Origin of the sequence: Pantoea sp. MT58 (genome assembly GCF_014495885.1) — a bacterium.
GTDB classification, from domain to species: Bacteria; Pseudomonadota; Gammaproteobacteria; order Enterobacterales; family Enterobacteriaceae; genus Pantoea; species Pantoea eucalypti.
This window is the reverse complement of the sequence record NZ_CP061083.1, coordinates 716,913-737,521: the sequence shown is the minus strand read 5'-3', so window position 1 is coordinate 737,521 and position 20,609 is coordinate 716,913. Positions and strand designations below refer to the sequence as shown.

At 53.6% G+C, this 20,609-nt stretch carries 20 protein-coding genes; 3 read left to right on the top strand and 17 right to left on the bottom strand.

From position 1 onward, the window contains the following. Positions 1-56: 56 nt before the first annotated feature. Genes IAI47_RS03530 through IAI47_RS03510 form a run of 5 tightly spaced genes read right to left on the bottom strand, consistent with a single transcriptional unit; the run spans position 57 to position 6,095 of the window. Positions 57-833: a heme ABC transporter ATP-binding protein gene (locus IAI47_RS03530; protein ID WP_187961169.1), complete on the bottom strand. Its 777-nt coding sequence runs from the start codon at positions 831-833 to the stop codon at positions 57-59. Beyond that, complete coding sequence (locus tag IAI47_RS03525) at positions 833-1,831, bottom strand: iron ABC transporter permease (RefSeq protein WP_008925694.1); 999 nt, start codon at positions 1,829-1,831, stop codon at positions 833-835. Before IAI47_RS03525 ends, IAI47_RS03530 begins: the two co-directional genes overlap by 1 nt. Next, positions 1,824-2,645, bottom strand: a complete 822-nt coding sequence (locus tag IAI47_RS03520) for a hemin ABC transporter substrate-binding protein (RefSeq protein ID WP_008925695.1) — start codon at positions 2,643-2,645, stop codon at positions 1,824-1,826. The genes IAI47_RS03525 and IAI47_RS03520 overlap by 8 nt, the downstream gene beginning before the upstream one ends. Further along, positions 2,642-3,673 carry a hemin-degrading factor gene (locus tag IAI47_RS03515; RefSeq protein WP_004571228.1) on the bottom strand — a complete coding sequence of 344 codons (1,032 nt, stop codon included), beginning with the start codon at positions 3,671-3,673 and terminating at the stop codon, positions 2,642-2,644. The genes IAI47_RS03520 and IAI47_RS03515 overlap by 4 nt, the downstream gene beginning before the upstream one ends. Before the next feature lie 49 nt (positions 3,674-3,722). Next, on the bottom strand, positions 3,723-6,095 hold the full coding sequence (locus IAI47_RS03510; RefSeq protein ID WP_008925696.1) for a TonB-dependent receptor domain-containing protein: 2,373 nt from the start codon (positions 6,093-6,095) through the stop codon (positions 3,723-3,725). A 239-nt stretch (positions 6,096-6,334) separates the two neighbouring features. Between IAI47_RS03510 and IAI47_RS03505 the strand changes: the two genes are divergently transcribed. Continuing rightward, entirely contained in the window at positions 6,335-6,631 is a 297-nt protein-coding gene (locus tag IAI47_RS03505) for a SelT/SelW/SelH family protein (RefSeq protein WP_004571230.1), read from the top strand. Here the strand turns inward: IAI47_RS03505 and IAI47_RS03500 are convergent, their stop codons facing one another. From IAI47_RS03500 to IAI47_RS03465, 8 genes are all read right to left on the bottom strand, one after another. Further along, the gene (locus IAI47_RS03500; RefSeq protein ID WP_004571231.1) at positions 6,632-7,171 is read right to left on the bottom strand and encodes a PadR family transcriptional regulator; all 540 of its coding nucleotides are present in this window, start codon (positions 7,169-7,171) and stop codon (positions 6,632-6,634) included. A gap of 71 nt (positions 7,172-7,242) precedes the next feature. After that, positions 7,243-8,025: a siderophore-interacting protein gene (locus IAI47_RS03495; protein ID WP_004571232.1), complete on the bottom strand. Its 783-nt coding sequence runs from the start codon at positions 8,023-8,025 to the stop codon at positions 7,243-7,245. 320 nt (positions 8,026-8,345) lie between these two features. After that, the gene (locus tag IAI47_RS03490) at positions 8,346-8,540 is read right to left on the bottom strand and encodes a hypothetical protein (RefSeq protein ID WP_004571233.1); all 195 of its coding nucleotides are present in this window, start codon (positions 8,538-8,540) and stop codon (positions 8,346-8,348) included. A 218-nt stretch (positions 8,541-8,758) separates the two neighbouring features. Continuing rightward, positions 8,759-9,628, bottom strand: coding sequence for a helix-turn-helix domain-containing protein (locus tag IAI47_RS03485; RefSeq protein WP_004571234.1), 870 nt, complete (start codon positions 9,626-9,628; stop codon positions 8,759-8,761). A gap of 218 nt (positions 9,629-9,846) precedes the next feature. After that, on the bottom strand, positions 9,847-10,020 hold the full coding sequence (locus IAI47_RS03480) for a DUF2474 domain-containing protein (protein WP_004571235.1): 174 nt from the start codon (positions 10,018-10,020) through the stop codon (positions 9,847-9,849). A gap of 1 nt (position 10,021) precedes the next feature. Further along, positions 10,022-11,026: a cytochrome d ubiquinol oxidase subunit II gene (cydB, locus tag IAI47_RS03475; RefSeq protein WP_008925697.1), complete on the bottom strand. Its 1,005-nt coding sequence runs from the start codon at positions 11,024-11,026 to the stop codon at positions 10,022-10,024. A 1-nt stretch (position 11,027) separates the two neighbouring features. After that, on the bottom strand, positions 11,028-12,440 hold the full coding sequence (locus IAI47_RS03470) for a cytochrome ubiquinol oxidase subunit I (protein WP_008925698.1): 1,413 nt from the start codon (positions 12,438-12,440) through the stop codon (positions 11,028-11,030). A 780-nt stretch (positions 12,441-13,220) separates the two neighbouring features. Next, on the bottom strand, positions 13,221-13,601 hold the full coding sequence (locus IAI47_RS03465; protein ID WP_004571237.1) for a helix-turn-helix domain-containing protein: 381 nt from the start codon (positions 13,599-13,601) through the stop codon (positions 13,221-13,223). A gap of 97 nt (positions 13,602-13,698) precedes the next feature. Here IAI47_RS03465 and IAI47_RS03460 point away from each other — a divergent pair, with 97 nt between their 5' ends. Further along, positions 13,699-14,556, top strand: a complete 858-nt coding sequence (locus IAI47_RS03460) for an SDR family oxidoreductase (RefSeq protein WP_004571238.1) — start codon at positions 13,699-13,701, stop codon at positions 14,554-14,556. A 356-nt stretch (positions 14,557-14,912) separates the two neighbouring features. Beyond that, entirely contained in the window at positions 14,913-16,571 is a 1,659-nt protein-coding gene (gene treF, locus IAI47_RS03455) for an alpha,alpha-trehalase TreF (RefSeq protein WP_050540840.1), read from the top strand. A 72-nt stretch (positions 16,572-16,643) separates the two neighbouring features. Here the strand turns inward: treF and IAI47_RS03450 are convergent, their stop codons facing one another. The 4 genes from IAI47_RS03450 to IAI47_RS03435 all read right to left on the bottom strand — a co-directional run bounded on the left by IAI47_RS03450 (position 16,644) and on the right by IAI47_RS03435 (position 20,023). After that, a complete protein-coding gene (locus tag IAI47_RS03450; RefSeq protein ID WP_008925699.1) occupies positions 16,644-17,150 on the bottom strand; it encodes a ferritin-like domain-containing protein in 507 nt (168 codons plus the stop codon). Positions 17,151-17,160: 10 nt separating this feature from the next. Beyond that, the gene (locus IAI47_RS03445; protein WP_008925700.1) at positions 17,161-17,643 is read right to left on the bottom strand and encodes a ferritin-like domain-containing protein; all 483 of its coding nucleotides are present in this window, start codon (positions 17,641-17,643) and stop codon (positions 17,161-17,163) included. A 503-nt stretch (positions 17,644-18,146) separates the two neighbouring features. Continuing rightward, positions 18,147-18,311, bottom strand: coding sequence for a general stress protein (locus IAI47_RS03440; protein WP_004571242.1), 165 nt, complete (start codon positions 18,309-18,311; stop codon positions 18,147-18,149). A gap of 746 nt (positions 18,312-19,057) precedes the next feature. Then, the gene (locus tag IAI47_RS03435) at positions 19,058-20,023 is read right to left on the bottom strand and encodes a sensor domain-containing diguanylate cyclase (RefSeq protein WP_008925701.1); all 966 of its coding nucleotides are present in this window, start codon (positions 20,021-20,023) and stop codon (positions 19,058-19,060) included. Positions 20,024-20,609: the final 586 nt, after the last annotated feature.

The following is a 20,609-nucleotide window of genomic DNA, read 5'->3' as shown; positions in this document are numbered from 1 at the left end:
TAGCGCAAAATCAGCGATTCAAAGCGCGCAACACAATGTTTTTAAAGCGAAACGGTCTAGATACGCAGCTGGATATGCGGCTGTCCACTTCCGGCATGCGCCACTACCTGAAGATCGGCCTGGTACCAGCGCGTCAGCGTCGCTTCCGTCATCACAGTCTGCGGCGAGCCTTGTGCCACCAGTTGGCCTGCGTGCAGCAGCAGTATGCGATCGGCCCACAATGAAGCCTGATTAAGGTCATGTAACACGGTACAGACGGTGAGATCTCCGGCGCGCGTCAGCTGGCGTAGTAAACGCAAGGTTTGCTGCTGCCAGAAGAGATCCAGCGCCGAGGTCGGCTCATCCAGAAACAGCCAGCCGCGTGGTCTTCCCTCCAGCCAGAGCTGTGCCAGCACCCGCGCCAGCTGCACCCGTTGTTGTTCACCGCCGGAGAGCTGGCGGTAATCGCGCTGCGCCAGCCCTTCACAACCGGTCAGCCGCATGACCTCAGCCACAATTTGCGTCGTCTGCGCTTCCGGCCAGGGCGCACGGCCCATCGACACGACCGACTGCGCTGACTGTGCAAAGGTCAGGTTGTTCTGCTGGCGCATCACTGCCCGACGTCGTGCCAGCTGCTCACGCGGCCATGTCGTCAGCCGTCGGTCGCCCAGCCAGCACTCGCCCCGATCGGGCGACAGAAATCCCGTCAGCATCCGCAGTAGCGTCGATTTACCTGCGCCGTTGGGACCAATCAGCGCTACCAGCTCTCCACCTGACAGCGTGACGTCGAGATTATCGATAACGGTTTTGTCGCCGTGCGCGAGACACAATCCCCTGGCCTGTAAAATTTCCATCACTCCAGCCCTCGCTGTTGACGCAGAATCAGCCAGAGAAACCACGGACCGCCAATCAGGCTTGTCAGTAGCCCGACTGGCATCTCGGCCGGAACCACCAGAGTGCGCGCCAGCGTATCGGCCAGCAGCAGCAGAATAGCCCCCGCCAGTGCTGAGCCGGGCAGCAGCCAGCGATGATCGCCGCCAAGGCAAAAACGCATCACGTGTGGCACCACCAGTCCGACGAAGCCGATCACGCCGCTGACCGAGACCGCTGTACCGACAAGCAGCGCGCTGAGGATCAGCAGCTGATGCTGAGTACGCTTCACATCAATCCCCATGTAGTGCGCATCCTCTTCGCCCGCTTGCAGCAGGTTAAGGTGGCGGGCGCGAGTCTGTAGCAGCAGCAAGGCTGGCAGAATCAGCAGCAGGCAAATCAGCAGTGCGGGCCACTGTGTCTGGCTAAGGCTTCCCATGCCCCACAGCGACAGCTGGCGCAGCTGCTGATCGTTGCTCAGCCATGACAGCACGCCTACCGCCGCACCGCACAACGCATTAATCGCAATACCGACCAGCAACAACCGCGAAAGATTGCCGCGCGCCAGCCGACTGAAACTGAAGAGCAGCAGTGTCACCAGCAGACTGCCGATAAACGCAGCGATCATCGGTAGCCACAATACCAGTGGTGCCGGCAACGCCAACGGAATAATGATTGCCAGCGCCACCGCCAGTCCCGCCCCGCTGCTGATCCCCAGCAGACCGGGATCGGCCAGTGGGTTACGAAAAACACCCTGCATCACCGCGCCAGAGACTGCCAGCGCCATGCCCATCACCACCGCCAGTAGCACGCGCGGCAGGCGGATATCCAGCCAGATCTGCCAGATAAGATCGCTAAGCGGTGCCTGCCATAGCGCCCGCACTGAAAGCGACATCGCCCCCAGATTTGCCGCCAGCACCATCGCCACCAGCAGGAAGATCAGCATCAGCAACAGGCCACGCAGCGCATTATCCTTAATCATGGTTCAGCGATTCCGCCGCCTGACGCAATTTCACGATTGCCCGCGGTGTATCAAGGCCAAACCCCAGCAGTGCCATGGTGTCGATCACCAGCAGACGGTGCTGCTGCCCGGCAGGTGTCAGCGTCAGACCCGGTAACTGCCACAGCTGCGCTTCGCCGCCCAGCGTTTTCAAGCCATCCTCGCCGATTACCACCAGATCCGGCGCGGCGGCGATCACCCCTTCCTGCGACAGTGCCTGATAGTGCGGCACCGAGCCCATAGCATTCTCCAGCCCGGCGCTGCGAATGGCGCCATCGGCCGCAGTCTGATTTCCAGCCGCCATCGATTTCATGCCGCTGTTCGCCATGATGTAGAGCACTTTTACCGGCAGCGGTTGCTGCGGCAACTGGCGAATCTGCTGCGTCATTTGCCGTGCCAGAGTCTGAGCTTCGCTTTCACGCTGCAGCGCCTGACCCACAGTGATAATTTTCTGCGGGATCGCCTGCAGGCTGCTGTCGCCGCTGACCGTGACCACCCTGACGCCCGCGCGGGCAATCTGTTGCAGCACCAGCGACGGCTGCGCCTGCTCGCTGGCGATCACCAGCGTTGGTTTCAGTGCCAGAATGCCTTCGGCGTTGAGCTGGCGCATATAACCCACGTCCGGCAGTCGGGTGGCCTGCGCCGGGCGCAGACTGGTGCTGTCGCGCGCCACTAGCTGTGACTGGGCATCCAGCGCATAGATAATCTGGGTGACGTCACCGCCAATCGACACCACCCGCTCCGCCGCCAGTGATGGCAGCGTCATGAGCAGCCATAACAACATCACTCTTTTCATGCCGCCGCTCCCGGCGTGTGGAGTGCGCCAATCTGCTCGCGCCAGCTTGACTGCTCTGGCGTACCCTCCGTGCGCTGACCGTAGAGCTGGGCGATCTGTGTGCCGTCGGCGGCGAACAGTTCCAGGCTGGTAACAAAGCCATCGCCCGTTGGCTTGCGTGTTACCCAGCTTTCGCTGATCTGATCAGCCATCAGATGCAGTGTGAACTGCGGATTGAAGATGTTGAGCCAGTTTTCCACTGGCTGCAGCTTCTCTACCCTGCCGGTGAAAATCTGAGTACAGCCACGGTTGCCGACAAAAATCATAATTTCATTGCCCGCCTGCTGTGCCATCTGTAGCAGGCGCTCAAGCGCATCGTTGCCGGTCTGCCTGGCGAGATCGTCACCCACCGCGCGAAACGCCTGCGGTCGTGACACCTGATGGCGCTTAAGCAACGCGAAAAATTGATGAACATCGGTCATGGCGCGCCATTCACGGTCGATGGCGGTGGCATCAACCGCCTCAGTCAGGGGAGCTGCGGCAGCCGGCTCAACCACAAGCGGCGTCGCCGCGGCGTCGGTAAAGTCGGCAATCAGCGTCTGCCACGCTGCCATGTTGGTCTGCTCCGTGACGTAAACTTTCAGCACCGCATCGCCATGACGATCAAAGATCTGAATACTGTGACGAACGCCCTGCCCGGTTGGCTCCTGCAGAGCAAAGGCGCTGCACCACTGACCGACGAACAGGCGCAGATCGAGTGCACGGGGATTAAGCACCAGGCCACCATGTGCGCCAATCTGCACATTGTGGTATTCACCCAGATGTTCATGTACCGCATAAGCGTTACGCGTAATGTTTTTGGTTTCGCCGACTGCGCCAAGTGCCTTCAGCAACGCCGGAAAATCGCGTTTCAGCGCCACGGCATCAACGCCGATGCGCGCTTCACACAATTCCGCTTCGCTGATGCCGATCAGCGCAGCCAGGTCGCGGGCATATTTCTTCGGTTGTTCACCTTTAAGGGCAAGATAGTGCTGATAAATCGGGTTCATGACTCAGGCTCTCTTAGTAATGCCCTGCATCAGCGCAGGGCGACGGCTATCAAAAATCGACGTTAACACCTAACTGGAAAGTACGGCCCGGCATCACGGCCAGTGCCTGATCGTTGCGCTCCTGCTGAGTGGCGCTGGTCAGTTCACGACTGCTGAGGTAATCCCAGTATTTGCGATCGGTTATGTTGTAAAGCCCGCCACTCAGCCTGACGTTATGTGCGACGCGCCAGTAAGCGGTCATATCCACCATGCCATAACCTGGTACCCGCATGTAATCGGTGCTGGAGTCGGCCAGGCTGCTGCCGTTGTTAGCGAAGCTTTCGCGGTTAGTCGCGCTGGCTTGCTTACCTTTGACAAAGGTAGCGGTAACGGCGGCCCCGTAGCCACGCGCCTCATCATCCCAGGCGAGTCCGACAATCGCTTTCATCGGAGCAACACTCTCCAGATCGATGTAGCGGTCACCAAGGTAGCGTGACTTTGCCGCGCCCTGCGTGTAACCCAACGCCAGATTGGCGCTCAGACCCTCGACCTCATTGAACCAGCTACCGAAGTTCACTTTACTGCTGATTTCAGCCCCGTAGATGTAGGCTTTATCGCGGTTCTCCGCCTGATAGGTGGTGTAAATGTTGGCGGGCACATTAACGAACTGACCCGGATTAGCCGCCCGGCTGTAACGGGTAAAGGCAATAAAGTTTTTATAGTCGTTATAAAAAGCGGCAGCGTTAAGCGTGACGCCTTTTGCCACCTCTCCTTTTACACCCCACTCGTAGTTGTTGCTGGTTTCGGTTTTCAGGTCTGCATTACCAATCAGCGCATACTGTGCGGTGCCGGCATAGCTGGAGCCAAGGTTCCATGAGCCATAGAGCTGGGTATCGTTGGGGAACTGCGCGCCACGGGTATATTGCAGATAAGTCATCAGCTTCGGTGTCAGATCGAACTGGAAGGCGATCGACGGCAATATCTGGGTGTCGCTGTTTGGCGATCCGTAGAGCGCTGAAACTTCGCTGGCGTCAAGCACGCTACTGTTCGTGGTCAGCGTCGCCACATCACGTGGTCGGGTGTTCTGATAGGCCACGCGCGCGCCCGGCACGATAGCCGCCCGATGTCCGTCAGCATCGAAGCTGATAGTATCCTGCAGATAACCGCCCACGCTGTAGCTGCGGCTGTTAGCCTGCGGCTGCATAATCGCAGTAAAAGCACTGGCTGGCGGTGACTGACGGAAAGGTCGCTCAGTATCCACCAGACGCGCATTCAGCCCGGCACTCAGTTCATGTCGCCCGACGCTTTTAAGCGCTCGGGTGTCAAAACCGTAGCTGTCGCTGTTGTAATCGGAATAGACGGTTTGCCTGGCGGTGGCACTCGACGGCATTAGGGTGTTGTCATGCGCCTGGGTCTGCTGCCAGTAAACGCGGGTCGTCAGGCTGTCGATCAGGTCATTGTAAGGGGTGTACTCATCCGCCAGGCTGATGCCCCAGCGGCGGGTATCACTCTGCTGCTGTGCCGTTCCCCAGACGGTATTGCCGGAAGTGCTCCAGCTGTCGTAATGGCTGTGGTGAGTTTTGTGATAGTAATCGACCGTCGCGCTGAGCTTGTGAGCATCATTGGGCTGCCAGATGCCGGAAGTCATAAAGGCATCGGAGTGCCAGTTGGCCGGATAAGCATCGAGCGTATCGCTGTTGTTACGGGTCTGCTGTCCGTCACGACGGCTGTAAACAAAAATGCCACTCAGCGTGTCATCGCCTGCTGCTGCAGTCATGCCGTTGTGCCAGCTGCGGCTGGCGGAGTCGTAGTCACTTTGATAGCCGAAAAAGGTCGGCTTGCCGGAGTACAGATAGTCGTCCGGGGATTTGTTACGGAACGAGACGTTGCCGCCAATTGAGGTGTTCGACTGATCCACTGCTGTGGCGCCCTTCTCAATCTCAATACGCCCAAACATATAAGGATCGATGTAATCGCGGCCAATGCCAAAGCTGTCGAGACCAGCGCGTCCTACATAGCTGCGGCCAGTGGCCTGCGGCAACGGAATGCCGTCCACATCCAGACCGACGCGGTTGCTCTCGAGGCCTCGAATGTTGTAGCCGGTATAACCAGCCCGATCAAAACCGCTCTTACCGGCTGATGAACCGCCACTAGTACCGGTGGCACTGATCAGCGGTTCATAGCGCATAATCGATCCAAAGTCAGTGGCACCACGCTGTTGCAGATCGCTGGCAGAGAGCGAGGTTTTACTGCCTGCCGTTTTTTTAATTTCCGGCGCCGTCACCGTCATTACCTGTTCGGTATTGCTGTCAGAGCGGTCAGAAAGGGCTAGCGTAGCAGATTCACTGCCCGCAGCATAAGTGCAGGTGGTATTGATGAAGGTGGCGAGCAACGCCAGTTGAGTCAGACGCGGTTGCGTCAATCTCCGAAAACGTGGTGACATAGGCGCGAATTACCTGATTAATTGTTAGTATTCGCTCACTTGTTTGCTGGCAACAGTAAAACGGCTCCGCATAAAAGCCGTGAAAAGTCAGAACATCATGCTGGTGTAGTAATTATCGACTTAAATTTAATGCAACTGATAATCATTATCAATCTTATTTACATTTGGATATAAACCACAGCGCACAAATTGTTCACCCGAATGCATTGGCATTTATCAACACGTAAAGGAATAGAGTTATGGCACAAAAACCTGTGGTTGTTATTCACTACTGTATGCAATGCAACTGGCTGATGCGGTCAGCGTGGATGGCACAGGAACTTCTGCATACTTTCGCTGAGGATCTGGCGGAAGTAACCCTGAAACCAGGTACCGGTGGTATCTTTGAAATTACGCTGGATGAGCACCTGCTGTGGGAACGCAAGCGTGATGGTGGCTTCCCGGATGCGACCACGCTAAAACAGCGCGTACGCGACATCTGTTTCCCGGATCGTACCCTGGGCCACATCGACAAAAACAAAGCCGAAATCAGCTGATTAACTGTGAGTGATTTTTTCAGCCGCGTCGTGCAGCGCCTTAATCAGCGTCTGCAGCGCGGTTTCTGAGATATCTTCCTGCGCCAGCCGCTGGTTCAGCGCGACCTTCAGCCCATAAATCGCCTGCTCTACAGCAGGAATGCTGCGGTTATTGACCAGAATCGCCAGCGTAGAAAGCCGCGTGATCAGGCTGGAGACCGTTTCCAGGTTCTCTGCCAGTTGCGCCTCTCCCGTTGCGGTCAGACGATAGGCTTTGCGCGCTGTCTGCGCATCCACCACCTCAATCGCCTCCATCTCTTCAAGCAGCGTCAGATTGGGGTAAATGATCCCCGGACTAGGCGAATACTCTCCCTTCGACAGCACCTCAACCGACTTGATCAGTTCATAGCCGTGCGCCGCATTCTGCGCCAGGAAATGGAGCATCAGCAGGCGGATCTCACTTGCTTCCAGCATCTTTTCGCGTCGTTTGCGTCGTCCGCCGCAGCCGCCTGCGCGCGTACTCTGATCGTCAGATGAGGTGGAATTCGGATGCTGTTTCATGGCCTGCCCTGCGGGAAAAAGTCGGATTGATGGTAGTCCGCCGTCTGGCAAAACTCAATTGGCAGAGCCGCTTACTTCTGGTGCCAGTAGGCCACCGCCCGCACAAAATCACTGCTGAGGCCGCGCTGCACCGTGAAGTAGTCAGCCAGCGCTTTCACAAACTCACCTTCGCCAGTCAGCCAGATAAAGTAATCTTCCGCCGGAAGTGTGAGCTGATCCAGCCGGGCAATCAGCTGGCTGAGCTGTGCTTTCTGCATCTGACCGCTGCCCAACCAGTTTGTCGTTACGCCAGTCGTATCCGATAAATAGCCGTGGCCCGTCGCGTCATCGGTAAAGGCATAGAGATGCAAAGACTGGGCACTTGCGTCACGCTGACGACGCGCAAACGCTGGCAGCCCGGTTTCATCACAGACGTAAAGCTGAAATGCATAATCGGTCGGCACCACCAGCGAACCGCGTGGCCCACCGATAATTAATTTATCGCCCACCTGTGCCTGCGTTGCCCAGTCACTCGCCACGCCCTGCTGGTGAATATAGAAATCCAGGGTCAGAGAAGAGGCACCATCGAATTCAAGCGGCGTGTAGTCGCGCGCCTGCGGACGCAAACCTTCGGGCCAGACAATGCCCGCGTCGGTCATCTGCGGCAGAGCCAGTGTTTCACCTTCAGCGGAAGGGAAAAATACCTTGATGTGGTCATCAAAGCCTGGCGATGTAAAGCCCGCCAGATCGCTGCCGCTGAACCGTATGCGCCAGAATTTACCGGCAATGTTAGTTTTACTGGCGACCTGAATATGACGGAAACGCAGTTCATTACGGACGCGCTGGGGTAAACGCTGATTAGCTGATGCAGTCAAAATATCTCTCCTCAAGCTATGCCCGTGATTCAGGGGCATGCGCACTGTCATGAAAATTTCATGGAATAACAATCATTCTCATCTCAAGCAGGGAGATTAGCTATGATATATCTTAAGCACAAGAACGAAAAATGCGATCGGACTTGTTAAGATATATTTTACAGAGATGCAGGTGTGCGTATCGCAGGCGTGAAGCGACCCTGACAAGCGTTCAGAGAGAGGTATTTGCGGGTTTTTAAGGCAGGCAGAGAAGGTTAAATCTGACCGACTCCTGACGAGCCGGTCATGTTGCGCCGCCGGGTCTGGCAGCGTATCAGCATTTACAGCGTGTCGTTAAATCCGGAGAGGGAAGCGTTACTGCTGGTGTGTTCCGGCAGCTCACCGTCACCCAGAATTTCATGCTGGGAGGCCTGAGAGTGCGGATGCAGTCCGGCAGGCGGTGAGAAAGGCTCAGCCTGCTGCGCCATTGCCATAACAGGCAATGCCAGAATCAGTGAAATCATTAAGCGTCGCATAATTATCTTCGTTTTTCGTTTTGGCCGGAAAAGGCCTGAAATGCAGATGAATGTTCCAGCCCCATCACGGATGCACGATGATTGCGGTATGACAGGGTTTCGGAAGAGGATTTTACGCCAGAACGGCGAGTTAGTTTATAGAATCGTGCGGTTTGTCACAGTTTACCGCACAAAATATGCATTAACGGGGCCGGGAATCACTCGCCCTGCCCTGCTGGCTACGCCTGCATCACCGGAATTGAAAATACGCCGCTCAGCCAGTCAGGCTTGCAATGTGCAAAGTCGAGACGCAGCAGGTCTTTGCCAGGACGCCGCGCTACACCCAGTGCTGGCAGATGTTGATAATAAATATCCTCAATAAAACGCGTCAGTTGTTCCGGTCTGCCGCTCCAGCGAATCGACGCATAGAGGCCCGCCGCTTCACTCCAACTGCTGGTGTGGTCACTCAGCAGATCGGCATATTGCGGCTCCAGCGCCTGAAACAGGCTGATATTCTGCTGGTCAGCCGAACTCTGGCCGGGGCCATACTGAAAGCCTAACCAGCCCTGCGCAACATGGCTGCCAGCAAGCGCGACCAGTTGCCGCGCCTGATCAGCCACCTGGTGATCGCGATCGGCAAAATAATCACCGAACTTACACTCCCACTCCTGCGTCTCTCCTCGCAGATGCAGCTCTTCCTCGCGTTCCACCAGCGTTGCGCGCTCTGCCAGCGACCGCACCAGAATGCGGCCATGGAAGTTTTTGACCGGCAAATGGGGAATACGCCGAAACGCGCCCGGCGTCAGCGCAAAGTGGCCTTTGAATACCCGGGTAAAGTTTTGCTGGTTATCAAAACCAAAACGCACGGCGATATCGATCAGTGTCATGCGCGTCAGTCGCAGTGCCATAGCGGCCATCGTCAGACGCCGTTTGCGGGTATAGGCTGCCAGCGTCTGTCCGGTCATCTCCTTGAACATGCGCTGCATGTGCCACTTTGAATATCCTGATTTCAGGGTAATTTGATCGATATTGATATCGTCGGTGAGATGGGCTTCAATCCACTCGACCAGATCGTTGATGTGCTTTTTTTTAATGGCCTGACTGAGCATGATGGCGATTTACGACGCGGGTTAAGACTGAGGTTTTAATTAAAAAAGGATAACAAATATGGCGAATCAGTGTAAGGAAAGGGTAAGCCGTGCACGTCCGTTCGGGGCAATTCCGCATTAATTGCTTAGGTTACTAACTAAAAAAGGCTGACTGCCGTCAGCCTTTTGATTCCTGATAAAAACTGCGCCTGATAACGGTGAGGCGGAGTCTGCGACAATTAATGACTACGCATACCCGCTGCCGTCATCATCATGCGGAACAGCGAGGCGACCACGCCCAGCGCCAGTACGCTGGCGGCATAGATAAACACCAGCCACATTACCCGTTTCCACCACGGCGCTTTCGTCTCTTCACTGTGATTGTGGTCTTTCATGCTGCTGAGGCTTTTCATATCAATGATATCCTTCATCTGCTTTGATTTTTCCACGGAACACGTAGTAGCTCCAGAAGGTGTAACCCAGAATCATCGGGATAATCAGCAGGCTACCCACCAGCATAAAGGCCTGGCTCTGCGGTGGCGATGCGGCATCCCAGATGGTTACGGATGGCGGAATAATGTTGGGCCACACACTGATGCCCAGACCGGAGAAGCCCAGGAAGACCAGCGCCAGCGTCAGCAGGAACGGTGAATAGTGCGCCTCACGCTTAATGGCGCGCACAATGCCCCATGAACAGAGCAGCACCAGCACCGGAACCGGCAGGAACAGGAACAGGTTTGGCTTGCTGAACCAGCGATGTGCGATGTCCTGATGCGTAAACGGCGTCCACAGGCTGACAATACCAATAATCACTAACAGCGCGATGACCAGTGGCGTCGCCAGCGCGGACATCTTACGGTGCAGCTCATTCTCGGTCTTCATAATAAGCCAGGTGCAGCCCAGCAGCGCATAGGCCACCACCAGACCCACGCCGCAGAACAGCGGGAACGGTGCCAGCCAGTCCAGTGCGGAACCGGCGAAACGGCGTCCCTCAACCGGAATGCCATCCAGAAACGCGCCGACTGCGACGCCCTGACTGAAGGTCGCTAAAACAGACCCGGCAATAAAGGATTTGTCCCAGAATGCCCGATGACCTTCAACCGCCTTGAAGCGGAATTCAAAGGCGACACCCCGAAAAATCAGGCCAATCAGCATGGCGGTCAGCGGAATCGACAGCGCATCGGTAATCACCGCGTAAGCCAGCGGGAATGCCCCGAACAGGCCTGCGCCTCCCAGAACCAGCCAGGTTTCATTACCATCCCAGACGGGTGCGACGGTGTTAACCATCATGTCGCGCTCGCCGGCATCTTTATTGAACGGGAACAGCAGACCAATACCCAGGTCAAAACCATCCATCACGATATACATCAGGGTTGCGAAGACGATAATCACAAACCAGATAACGGAATAATCGATCATCTTAGTGGTCTCCATCCTTAAAGGTGGCAGCGGAAAGCGGACGCGCTGGCGTTTTCTTCTGACCCGGTCCACCTTCTTCGGTGATATGACCTTCGCCGACAACCGGTCCCTGCTTAATCAGGCGCATCATGTAGTGGTATCCCACACCGAACACCGAGCTGTAGACCAGAATAAAGGCCAGCAGGCTGATGCTCATATGCATATCGCCATGTGCCGAGACCGCATCAATGGTGCGCTGCACGCCATACACCACCCACGGCTGACGACCGATTTCAGTGGTAAACCAGCCCGCCAGAATCGCAATCAGACCCGATGGCCCCATTAACAGAGCAAACCACAGGAAAGGACGCGACTCGTAAAGACGGCCTTTGAAACGCAGCCACAGGCTGACCACGCCCAGCGTAATCATCAGCAGCCCCAGCGCCACCATCACGCGGAATGACCAGAAGATCACCGTAGAATTAGGGCGGTCCTCTTTCGGGAACGACTTCAGCGCCGGAACCTGTTTATCCAGACTGTGCGTCAGAATCAGGCTGCCAAGGTAAGGCACTTCCAGCGCATATTTGGTACGCTCCTGTTCCATATCGGGAATACCAAACAGGATCAGCGGCGTGGCCTCACCCGGTGGGTTTTCCCAGTGTCCTTCAATCGCCGCGATTTTGGCTGGCTGATGCTCAAGGGTGTTCAGACCGTGTGCATCCCCAATCATCGCCTGAATCGGCGCAACGATCAGCGCCATCCACAACGCCATGGAGAACATCTTACGGATAGCAGGATTGTTATTCCCTTTCAGCAAATGCCAGGCCGCTGACGATCCCACAAAAAAGGCACTCGCCAGGAACGCCGCCACTGACATATGGAAAAGGCGATAAGGGAAAGAGGGATTGAAGACGATTTTCAACCAGTCCTGCGGCACCACAATGCCATTCTCGATGATGAAGCCCTGAGGCGTCTGCATCCAGCTGTTGGAGGCAAGAATCCAGAAGGTCGAAATCAGTGTTCCCAGAGCAACCATGCAGGTGGCGAAGAAGTGCAGACCCGGCCCCACGCGATTCCAGCCAAACAGCATCACGCCCAGGAAGCCTGCTTCCAGGAAGAACGCCGTCAGCACTTCATAAGTCAGCAGCGGGCCGGTGATACTCCCGGCAAACGCAGAGAAGCCGCTCCAGTTCGTCCCGAACTGGTAAGCCATGACCAGCCCTGATACCACACCCATACCGAAGTTAACGGCAAAGATTTTCGACCAGAAGTGGTAGAGATCGCGATAGGTTTGATCGCGTGTTTTAAGCCACATACCTTCAAGTACTGCCAGGAAGCTGGCGAGACCGATGGTGATGGCGGGAAAGATAATATGGAAGGATACAGTAAATGCGAACTGAATCCTGGCCAGATGAAAGGCATCTAATCCGAACATTGCTTACCTCTTTGCCACATAGAACACCATGTATTTACTTATAATTAACAACTTAAGCCTGATGCGCTGACTTCTCTGCGCTTATTGAAATTCCCGCCGCAAATTTAGAGCTATTTGCGACGAGGAAAAAGAAACAGTGGGGTTAATGAAAACTATAACAGTCTTTATTGATTTTGGTCATTGTTTTTGGCGGGAAATTTTTATTTAAAAATAAGGCCGAAAGGTTAATCAGAGGGTGCGTATGTGTCGTTAATGTTACGTATTTTCTCACTTTAAAAGTCGAACGCGCGAAAGCAATGCCTGCACGTAAAGTATCGTCAACGGCCTGTTTTCAGGCACTTTTTTGCTATAAAAATCGGAGTTATTTAAGGTTATAAGTGAGAAGCAAAGATCTAAATACCATTATATTTTAAGAGGTTAAACCCTTAAACCCACATCTCTGCCGGTTTGTTTTCTTTTTTGTTTAATGCTTACTAATCCTGAGGTGAGTATGGATAAAATAAAGTAGAAAACACGAAGTTAAACACACATTAAGATGTTAAATAAATGAGTCAAAAAACGCCTCACTATTAACAGCGCTCAACACACTCTCCTATATTGCGACCCGAAGATTGATAAAACGACTTAATAATCAGCAACAGGACGAAAAGCCTGAAGGATCTATTTCCATTGCTATCGCATGGCTGCGGCATCAGAGAGGCAGTAAACAAAAGTGGGCTCAGAAATTTTCAGGTAAAAATATCGATGCCGTCACATTCTGACGGCTGAGACGGGGTAGCTTTACTCTGCTGCAGATTTTTCGCGCTGCGCCAGAATCCGGCCCAGGTTTAGTTCCAGCCAGTCTGCCAGGCCCACAACCTGCTCACCGACTTCACGTCCAAGCGGGGTCAGGCGATATTCCACGTGCGGAGGCACCACATCGTAAGCAATTCGCTGCACGAAGCCATCTTCTTCCAGGTAACGCAGATTCTGAGCCAGCATTCGCTCACTGACGCCTCCGACGGTGCGGCGCAATTCACTGAAGCGCAGCGTTTGATCCTGAAGGGCCAGCAGAATCAATACACTCCACCGACTGGTCACGCGTTTCAGCACATCACGCGACGGACAATTAACGTTAAGTAATTCACCGCGACTAAATTTTTCACTCAATTTATCAGACATTTAATCAGCACACCTTAACTAACATTTCTGTAAGTACTTACTAAAAATTAGTTTATATCTTAGTCTGGATTTCAACAACAGCCACAGGAGTCATAGCATGATTGCAATAACAGGTGCCACCGGCCAGCTGGGCCGTTTCGTTATCGAAGCTTTACTGAAAAAAGTGCCGGCAGAAGAGATCGTCGCTGCTGTCCGTACACCCGCCAAAGCGGCCGATCTTGCGGCGCAGGGCATCACGGTCCGACAGGCCGACTACAGTCAGCCAGAAATGCTCAGGGCCGCTTTTGCAGGCGTCGATAAACTGTTACTGATCTCCGGCAGTGAGGTGGGTCAGCGTGAAGCGCAGCATAAAGCCGTTATTGAAGCGGCACAGGCGGCGGGCGTAGGCTTCATCGCCTATACCAGCCTGCTGCATGCGGACACCTCACCACTGGGCTTAGGCGTTGAACATCGCGCCACAGAAGCGCTGCTGAAAGCCTCCGGCATCCCCTTCGCCCTGCTGCGTAATGGCTGGTACACCGAAAACTATGCCGCCAGCATTCCACCTGCGCTGGCGCATCATGCATTTATCGGCGCGGCGGGTGAAGGTCGCATCGCGTCTGCAGCCCGTCAGGATTACGCTGAAGCGGCGGCTGAAGTCATGTCCCGTGAGGATCAGGCGGGCAAAGTGTATGAACTGGCAGGCGACGACAGCTACACGCTGGCGCAGTTTGCTGCAGAGATTGCCGCGCAGAGTGGTGAGAAGGTTGATTACGTCAATCTGTCTCAGGCTGATTTTGCCGCCGCGCTTAAGGGTGCTGGCCTGCCAGAGGGTCTGGCGGAGATGCTGGCAGACTCGGATGCCGGTGCAGAGAAAGGCGGTTTGTACAATGACTCCCGCCAGCTGAGCAAACTGATTGGTCGCCCGACCACGCCCTGGCAGACAGTCGTTCGCGCGGCGCTGGCGAACACCTGATTCTGCTGTCAACGAGCGGGCAACCAGGCCCGCTTAGTTCCCTGCTCCTTTCTGCGCGGCGTTCCGTTACGTATGCCATTTTCTGCACCCTTTTCGGCTGGCCTATCTTTTACAAAATGTGAATAAACGCCAGTTTTCTTCAGTTTGAATTTTTTTATCCATTCCGTTAAGAGATTCATCTGAAATGTATTTTTTGTGAACACTGCTATATTTGGTTGAATTGTCTGGGATTTATCAAAAAACCTCGATTAATAGACAATTTTTATTACGTTCATAGATATTCTGCATTGTTGTTCCGCTGAATGAGAGGTCTATAATTTGTCTTTTGTGCAACCACGACCGCTCAGGAGGCCGTTATTAATACCCATCGCCAGCAACAAAATGCACTTGAAGAGGTTCGTGCCGGGGCGGAAGTTGAGTATCAATACGATCCCCATGAACTGAAACTGGAACGCATGCAGGATTCTGAGCCCGAGCCGGAGTTAATTGAAGGCTTACCGGCTCCGGATGCACTCACCCCTGCCGATCGTTATCTGGAACTGTTTGAACATGTCCAGATGTCGCGGATTTTCGAGGATAGCAAAACCTTCCCCGACTGTTCGCCTAAGTACGATCCGCTGGACGTGCTTATGCGCTATCGTCGACAGAAACGCAGCAGTGATTTCGACCTGTCGCGTTTTGTCGCCGATCATTTTTATCTGCCTGGCGTAAACGAAAGCTTTTATGTCTCTAACCCGGATAAAACCCTCAACGAGCATATTGATGACCTGTGGCCGGTTCTGACCAAAATGCCGCAACAGCATATGCCGCACTCATCACTGCTGCCGTTGCCGAAACCTTATGTCGTGCCAGGGGGACGCTTTGGCGAAACCTATTACTGGGACTCCTACTTCACCATGCTCGGCCTGGCAGAATCAGGCCGCGATGATCTGCTCCGTCACATGGCGGACAACTTTGCCTGGCTGATCGATAACTACGGTCATGTGCCAAACGGCAATCGTACCTACTATCTCAGCCGTTCTCAGCCGCCCGTGTTTGCACTGATGGTAGAGCTGTTCGAAGAAGATGGCGTGCGCGGTGCGAAACGCTATCAGGAACAGCTGATGAAGGAGTATCAGTTCTGGATGGATGGCGCGGGTTCACTGATGCCGAACCAGGCTTATCGTCACGTAGTGCGGATGCCAAACGGCTCCCTGCTGAACCGCTACTGGGATGATCGTGATACGCCGCGTGATGAGTCGTGGATGGAAGATGTCGAAACCGCCCGCGAATCTAAACGTCCGGCCAGCGAAGTCTATCGTGATCTGCGTGCTGGCGCGGAGTCTGGCTGGGATTACTCATCTCGCTGGCTGAGAAATCCGAAACGCCTGTCGAGCATCCGTACGACACAGTTTATCCCCATCGATCTGAACGCATTCCTGTACAAGCTGGAGCTGATGATCGCGACCCTGTCGCACGCCAAAGGTGAAGAGCTGACGGCGCTGGCGTGGCAGAAAAAGGCGGAAGCGCGTAAACGTGCGATTACCCGTTATCTGTGGGACAGCACCGCCGGTGTGTTCCGCGACTATGACTGGCGTCGTGAGCGTTTCGGTGCCTTTACCGTAGCTTCAGTGGTTCCGCTGTTTGTGGGCCTGGCGACGCCGCATCAGGCGCATCTGCAGGCGATCTCGTTGCGTCATCTGCTGCTGAGCAACGGCGGTCTGCTGACCTCAATGGTCGAAAGCGGGGAGCAGTGGGATCGGCCTAACGGCTGGGCACCCATGCAGTGGATGGCAATTGTTGGCCTGAATAACTATGGCGAAGAGACGCTGGCAACAGAAGTGGCTGTGAACTGGCTGAATACGGTCAATAACTTCTATCAGTTGCATCACAAGCTGGTAGAGAAATATGACATCAGCGGTGAGCGTGCGCGTCCTGGCGGCGGCGGTGAATATCCGTTACAGGATGGCTTTGGCTGGACTAACGGCGTGACGCGTAAGCTGATGACGATGTATGGACATTTAATGGCTGACTGAATATCACCAGCCTGAAAAGCACTAACGCAAAAAGCCGGGAATCCCCGGCTTTTTCATGCGCGCTATTCAGCACTACTTCTTCGCTTCCATGCCCGGCTGGGACGCACGCTGCAGAAACTGCTGAGTGATCTCTGGCAGGTTCTGCAGCAGCCACTCAGCCATCGCCACTTCCTGGTCACGGATCTCGTTAAGTATGCGTACGCCCTGCGTATCACCTACCTGCTCTGCCGCGGCAATCAGGCTGGTGTAGCTGGCGATCTCAGCATTCTCGAAGACATAACCACTGATAGCGCCCTTCACGACTTCATCCGAATTGAACATACCGCCAACAGCCTGACCGGCCGCCGCCATTTTGCCCATCGCATCTTTCATCACAGAGTGATCGATACCGTGAGTGTCGAGCAGCTGCTCCAGCAGTGTCAGCTGATGTTTAGTCTCTTCCAGATGCTGCGCCAGACGCTGTTCCAGCGCCGGATAGTGCTCAAGACGGCCAGCCATCTTGCTCAGCATACTTTCAGCCTGCTTTTCCATGGCATGCGCATCGCGCAGCCAGTCATGATAATGTTCTATCGCAGTCATGTATTACTCCTTAAGAGACGGTAATAGACTCGGCTACCTGGGTGAGTTTCTCATCCGTTTGCTTCTCTTCGTTCAGAGTAGCTTCCAGTAGCTCTGCCGCTTTGGTGTAACCCAGCTTCAGTGCCAGCGCATGCAGAGTGCCGTAGGTCGCGATCTCATAGTGCTCAACTTTCTGTGCAGCACCAATCAGCCCCTGATCACGAACCTCACCTTTTTCAACCGAGTCGATAATTTCCTGTGCTTCTTCAACCAGACCTTCAAGCGCATGACATTTCATTCTTTTAATTTTGACTTCAGGTGTCACTTCCACCAGCTCGTCGAGTCGTTCAATCTGCGCACGGGTCTCTTCCAGATGTTGATTAAACGCAGCGATAAGATTTTCGTCACTGGCTGCACGCGCCATTTTAGGTAATGCACGGGTTATCTGTTTCTCAGCGCTGTAAACATCGGATAGGTCATGGATGAACAGGTCGTTTAACGTTTTCACTGTCATAAGATAGCCTCATTGTTTAAAACGCTGCGTCGGTAATAACGCAACGCCAGTCATATCGTTGACACCTGAAAAGTCTAGTGGAGATTTTTAATATCGCACGCTGCGTCAGTATGAATTTAAGACAAAAGTGGCATGTAAAATGCATTTTCCTTTTTACAGCAGACATTTAGCAGGGGAATGTTTTTATGTTTGCGGCTTCGCTAGCTGCATCGTAATTTGTACAAATTAATAAAACACTGTATACATTTTTTCAGATTAACTGCATAAAAAAAGAACCAGTCAAAACTTAGTTGTACACGGTTTTATTAAATCGTATAGCTTTAACCTATCGTAAATAAAAAACCGGAAGAGTAAACTCTTCCGGTTCAATTAACAGCTCCCGCTATTGCCAATGATGGAGCAATGACATAATTCAGGGAGTAATTATCTTCGCGAGGAACTAAACAGATTCAAAATGCCCGGCTAACAGAGTAACCCTGCCGTGACAGCAGTGTTAAAGACTTTCAGCTCCGGCGGCTAACCTTACCTCCTTTGCGCCCCGCTTCAATGGCACGTTCAGGATCGTTCTTAAAGTTACCGCCGCTTTTCTGGCCTCCTTTGCGTCCTGCTTCAGCAGCACGCTCTTTGTCGGCCGCAAAATTCCCGGCCCCACCGCGATATTGAGTCATATGCGTCCTCTTTGAATATTAAAAATTGGAATTTGCACAGTTAACACTTCATCAGGCCGATTCAGCAACATAAATGTAGTCAGAAAAACGGACCAATCAAGTGAGATAAATAAAAAACCCGTCACAGTTCTGGTTTATTGCTCGTACTACCCTCAACCGGATTGATAGCGGATTTCAACCAATGCTCCTTTCTATTCATAAAAGAGCCGCGGCATGAAAAAGCTTTATAACTAAAATCGCCGCGCCCTATTAATCGATCATTTTCAAAAAATGTCCAATTGAAAAAAATATAAGCGAAGCGGTAAGTGGATAGTTTAATCAATATCATGTAGTGAATATGATCAACAAACGATCAATTTCACTAAGCGAAGCGATAAATAGGATTTTGACTTCCCCTTCTTATCGTTGTAAATAAGCGAAGCGTAAACCTTGATCACGATAGCTGAAAACAGCCGAAATTGATCATTAAATGATCAATTATCCTGATTTGAATAAATTTTTTAATTTGAAAGAGACTCGGATTTAAGTCGGATATTGCACTTTAACCGAAGCGGTAAGACTTACATATTCTGGCAGTGAAAATTGAATTTTCAGAATAGTACTAAAAGTGATTTTTGCAGCGATACGCGGAAATTGCACACGCAGGCGCAAAACAAAGTACAAAATGTTGTGGGTGAGAGTAGGCAGTAACTGAAGATAAAGTCTTTCAACAGGAGCTGGCAAAGCCTATGCCGGGTTAATCGGAGTCAGAGTGGATCCGGGAAAGCGTGATCAAACGCCACGCCGCGCTTGCCGTTTTTCTTAATGCGGTACATCGCTTCATCTGCGCGCGCAAGGGCAGTATCAAAATCATCTCTTCCCTGTACCTGTGACACCCCGACAGAAGCCCCAATCAGGGCGTGACCATTTGCCATATCAAATGGGGCAAGCACCGCGTCCAGGCAGGCATGGGCCAGTTGTCTGACCTGCGGATGGTCAATCGCAAACGGCAATAACAGCACGAACTCATCACCGCCGAGCCGGCCAATCATCACTTCTGTCGGCGCGAGTTCGGTAAACCGATGGCTTAGCTGGATCAGCACTTCATCACCGCTGCGATGACCCAGGGTATCGTTGACGTGTTTGAAGTTATCCAGATCGATAAAGACAACGCAGAGTGGGCCCTGCGCTTTCAGCTCACAGAAATAGTTCTGCAAAGCATGGCGATTGTTAAGCATCGTCAGGGGATCGTGAAGCGCCAGCAGGGCAAGCTGCTCTTCATATTGCTTCTCTTTGGTCATGTCGATATGCGTGCCAATGACTTTGACAGGCTCGCCATGGGCATTCCACTCGCTGACCCGCCCCCGATCCAGCACCCACGTAATACTGCCGTTTTTGGCAATCATGCGGTGAAGTGCTTCGTAGTAAGGCGCTTTCCCGGCGATGTGATCGTTAAAGGCTTGCAAAACCTCATCGGCATCCTCGGGATGCAGACTCTCCTTCCAGGATTCGAAATTGGCGTCGGTCTCTTTCGGCTGGAACCCGAGCATCGCTCCCCAGCGCCGGTTGAAGATCACCAGCTTGCCACTGGGAATATCAAGCTGCCACAGGAACAGTCCGGTACCATCGAGCGCCGCGTTAAGCTTTGTACGGGCGTCATGCGCTATACGCTTCAGACGCGCATTATGCTTTTTCAGGTTCTGTATCTGCAGACGCAGCGCTTCTTCTGACATGACCGTGACGGAGCTGGAAAAAGGGCTATTGTGCCTGTCAGGTTGATTCTGTAAAGAGTGCCTTATAAAACACGATTAGCCCCGGTCAATTGCAGGCTGGACAGGATTTCAGGCGGCAACGCTCTTGCAATGCAGCACAGAGCCGGGACAGCAAAGTGATTTCGACGTGAAATCTATTTGTATTGCTACTGAATTAAGAGCCGGAATGGGCGGTTAGAGACCAAATTCGGATTGTTCGGGAAGGTATGGAGTCAGGTGGACCGGATTAGCGCTACAAACGCAAAAACCCGCCAGAGGCGGGTTCTTTAAAGATGGTGCCCGAACCCGGACAAAAATGCCGGGAGCATTTTTGCATCGCGTGCCAGCGCGACCCGGAGGGCGAGCCACAGGAACGTGGCGAGTGAATCGAACCTTCGATAACGGGTTCGCTCTATAAACGCAAAAACCCGCCAGAGGCGGGTTCTTTGAATTTTGGTGCCCGAACCCGGACAAAAATGCCGGGAGCATTTTTGCATCGCGTGCCAGCGCGACCCGGAGGGCGAGCCACAGGAACGTGGCGAGTGAATCGAACCTTCGATAACGGGTT

Bases quoted from the DNA above. Each gene is read 5' to 3' on its own strand.
- IAI47_RS03460 (WP_004571238.1), top strand. From the start codon at position 13,699: ATGATTGCAATAACAGGTGCCACCGGCCAGCTGGGCCGTTTCGTTATC.
- IAI47_RS03510 (WP_008925696.1), bottom strand. From the start codon at position 6,095: ATGTCACCACGTTTTCGGAGATTGACGCAACCGCGTCTGACTCAACTG.
- IAI47_RS03500 (WP_004571231.1), bottom strand. From the start codon at position 7,171: ATGAAACAGCATCCGAATTCCACCTCATCTGACGATCAGAGTACGCGC.
- IAI47_RS03530 (WP_187961169.1), bottom strand. From the start codon at position 833: ATGGAAATTTTACAGGCCAGGGGATTGTGTCTCGCGCACGGCGACAAA.
- IAI47_RS03485 (WP_004571234.1), bottom strand. From the start codon at position 9,628: ATGCTCAGTCAGGCCATTAAAAAAAAGCACATCAACGATCTGGTCGAG.
- IAI47_RS03470 (WP_008925698.1), bottom strand. From the start codon at position 12,440: ATGTTCGGATTAGATGCCTTTCATCTGGCCAGGATTCAGTTCGCATTT.
- IAI47_RS03445 (WP_008925700.1), bottom strand. From the start codon at position 17,643: ATGACAGTGAAAACGTTAAACGACCTGTTCATCCATGACCTATCCGAT.
- IAI47_RS03520 (WP_008925695.1), bottom strand. From the start codon at position 2,645: ATGAAAAGAGTGATGTTGTTATGGCTGCTCATGACGCTGCCATCACTG.
- IAI47_RS03515 (WP_004571228.1), bottom strand. From the start codon at position 3,673: ATGAACCCGATTTATCAGCACTATCTTGCCCTTAAAGGTGAACAACCG.
- IAI47_RS03435 (WP_008925701.1), bottom strand. From the start codon at position 20,023: ATGTCAGAAGAAGCGCTGCGTCTGCAGATACAGAACCTGAAAAAGCAT.
- IAI47_RS03525 (WP_008925694.1), bottom strand. From the start codon at position 1,831: ATGATTAAGGATAATGCGCTGCGTGGCCTGTTGCTGATGCTGATCTTC.
- IAI47_RS03490 (WP_004571233.1), bottom strand. From the start codon at position 8,540: ATGCGACGCTTAATGATTTCACTGATTCTGGCATTGCCTGTTATGGCA.
- cydB (WP_008925697.1), bottom strand. From the start codon at position 11,026: ATGATCGATTATTCCGTTATCTGGTTTGTGATTATCGTCTTCGCAACC.
- IAI47_RS03450 (WP_008925699.1), bottom strand. From the start codon at position 17,150: ATGACTGCGATAGAACATTATCATGACTGGCTGCGCGATGCGCATGCC.
- IAI47_RS03465 (WP_004571237.1), bottom strand. From the start codon at position 13,601: ATGTCTGATAAATTGAGTGAAAAATTTAGTCGCGGTGAATTACTTAAC.
- IAI47_RS03440 (WP_004571242.1), bottom strand. From the start codon at position 18,311: ATGACTCAATATCGCGGTGGGGCCGGGAATTTTGCGGCCGACAAAGAG.
- IAI47_RS03480 (WP_004571235.1), bottom strand. From the start codon at position 10,020: ATGAAAAGCCTCAGCAGCATGAAAGACCACAATCACAGTGAAGAGACG.
- IAI47_RS03505 (WP_004571230.1), top strand. From the start codon at position 6,335: ATGGCACAAAAACCTGTGGTTGTTATTCACTACTGTATGCAATGCAAC.